Source organism: Streptococcus sp. GMD4S, from assembly GCF_000296955.1.
In genome coordinates this window covers 1-2,008 of the sequence record NZ_AJRE01000007.1, presented here as the reverse complement: position 1 = coordinate 2,008, position 2,008 = coordinate 1, and the positions used below count along the sequence as shown (strand labels likewise).

Below are 2,008 nucleotides of genomic sequence, written 5' to 3'. Positions count from 1 at the left end.
TGACACTTTTCAAAGGTATACTTGACTACAAACAATAAGATAGAATAGCTTACTTTCCTAAGTTTCCAGCCCTCAGCATGCATTTCTCTAAAGTATAGAGCCTCACTCTCATAATCCGCAATTGTAAAAATTCGGTAAACAATTTTCTTTTCCATCATCCTTCCTCCCGACTATTTCTGTAGAGCCGTTCAATACGTTTCAATTCAATATCTAAAACTTTTCGTCCCAAGTCTGTGATCTGATAGATTTTACGTTTTTCCTCTTCTCGGACAAAGGAAATCAAGCCATCCTTTTCCATCTTTGACAAGGTCCCATACATAGTTCCAGGACTAATCGAAACTTGCGAATCTGTCATTTCCTTGACCTTTTGTGTGATACCATATCCATGGTTCTCCTTCTGTAAACAAAACAAGATATAAAAACCTGTTTCAGTCATGGGAAGGTAAACACGCCTGATCTTATCTGTTAATTCCATTTAATCACACCTCCTATTTAGTTTGATATATCGCACCTCGTTATATAAACTATATCACATCTCGATATAAAATGCAAGAAAAAGAGAGAACGATTTCTCGTTCTCTCTTCTTATACTACGAAATTAAGCAGTTAATCTCTCATTTACTAAGAGTGACTTAGTCTTTCTTGCGAAGGACAAAAACTGCTAGGCTTGCAAAGGCAAGACCGATGATTGAAAGAAGACCAGATACTGCAGAGCCTGTGTTTGGTAACAAGGCCTTAGTTTGACTACTTCCTTCTTCTGGTTGGCTATTATTTCCAGAATTTTTATTTGGTGCCGGGGTAAATTCCCAAGTACCGACGAAGTGGGCATCCGCTCCATTGATGGTTTCTGATGCTTTGTCATAGGACTTAAAGCTCCATGTGCCTTCTGCAGTCTTAACCTCTGTTTGACTTGGTTGCGTTGGTGTTGCTTGACTTCCATCTTTCAAGTTTGTTTGGTCTGCCGGAAGCAAGGTTTTCACTTCTTGCGGAAGTTCTTTTCCTGGCGTTCCGCTGACAAACTCATGAACCGCTTTATGAGTCACTGTTGGAACTGGAGTTGCTGTAAATTCCCATGTACCTACAAACTTAACATCTGCTCCATTGATGGTTTCAGATGTCTTGTCATAAGACTTGAAGCTCCAGGTACCTTCTGCTGTCTTAACTTCTGTTTGACTTGGTTGCGTTGGCGTTGCTTGACTGCCATCTTTCAAGTCTGTTTGGTCTGATGGAAGCAGGGATTTCACTTCTTGTGGAAGTTCTTTACCTGGAGTTCCGCTGACAAACTCGTGAGTTGCCTTATAGGTTGGGGATGGGGTGAATTCCCATGTACCTACAAACTTAACATCTGATCCATTAATTGTTTCCGATGTCTTATCGTAGAACTTGAAGCTCCAGGTACCTTCTGCTGTCTTCACTTCTGTTTTACTTGGTTGCGTTGGAGTTACTTTGTTGCCATCTTTCAAGTCTGTTTGGTCTGCTGGAAGCAAGGTTTTCACTTCTTGTGGAAGTTCTTTTCCTGGCGTTCCGCTGACAAACTCGTGAACTGCTTTATGAGTCACTGTTGATGCTGGGCTCGCTGTAAATTCCCATGTTCCTACAAACTTAACATCTGAACCGTTGACAGTCTCTGAAGTCTTGTCGTATGACTTGAAGCTCCATGTGCCTTCTGCTGTCTTAACTTCCGTTTTACTTGGTTGTGTTGGAGTTACTTGGTTGCCATCTTTCAAGTCTGTTTGGTCTGCTGGAAGCAGAGTTTTTACTTCTTGTGGAAGTTCTTTTCCTGGAGTTCCGCTGACAAACTCGTGAGTTGCCTTATGAGTCACTGTTGGCGCTGGAGTGAATTCCCAAGTACCGATAAAGTGGGCATCTGCTCCATTAATAGTTTCAGATGTCTTGTCATAGGACTTGAAGCTCCATGTGCCTTCTGCTGTCTTCACTTCCGTTTTACTTGGCTGAGTTGGAGTCGCTTGACTACCGTCTTTCAAGTCTGTTTGGTCTGCTGGAAGCA

Annotated in this window: 2 protein-coding genes and 1 pseudogene; all 3 read right to left on the bottom strand. The window is 41.9% G+C overall.

Translation table 11 applies throughout. The features are described 5' to 3' along the window. Positions 1-155: pseudogene (locus GMD4S_RS13950) on the bottom strand (DUF2812 domain-containing protein); the annotation flags it as partial. Beyond that, positions 155-475 carry a PadR family transcriptional regulator gene (locus GMD4S_RS00085; RefSeq protein ID WP_000423979.1) on the bottom strand — a complete coding sequence of 107 codons (321 nt, stop codon included), beginning with the start codon at positions 473-475 and terminating at the stop codon, positions 155-157. The gene GMD4S_RS00085 and the pseudogene GMD4S_RS13950, both read right to left, overlap by 1 nt. A 157-nt stretch (positions 476-632) precedes the next feature. Further along, positions 633-2,008, bottom strand: a 1,376-nt coding sequence (locus GMD4S_RS13455) for an SHIRT domain-containing protein (RefSeq protein WP_000685446.1), incomplete at its 5' end; no start/stop codon positions are given.

What these genes read in the sequence shown, in the direction of transcription:
- GMD4S_RS00085 (WP_000423979.1), bottom strand. Translation starts at nt 475, where the DNA reads ATGGAATTAACAGATAAGATCAGGCGTGTTTACCTTCCCATGACTGAA.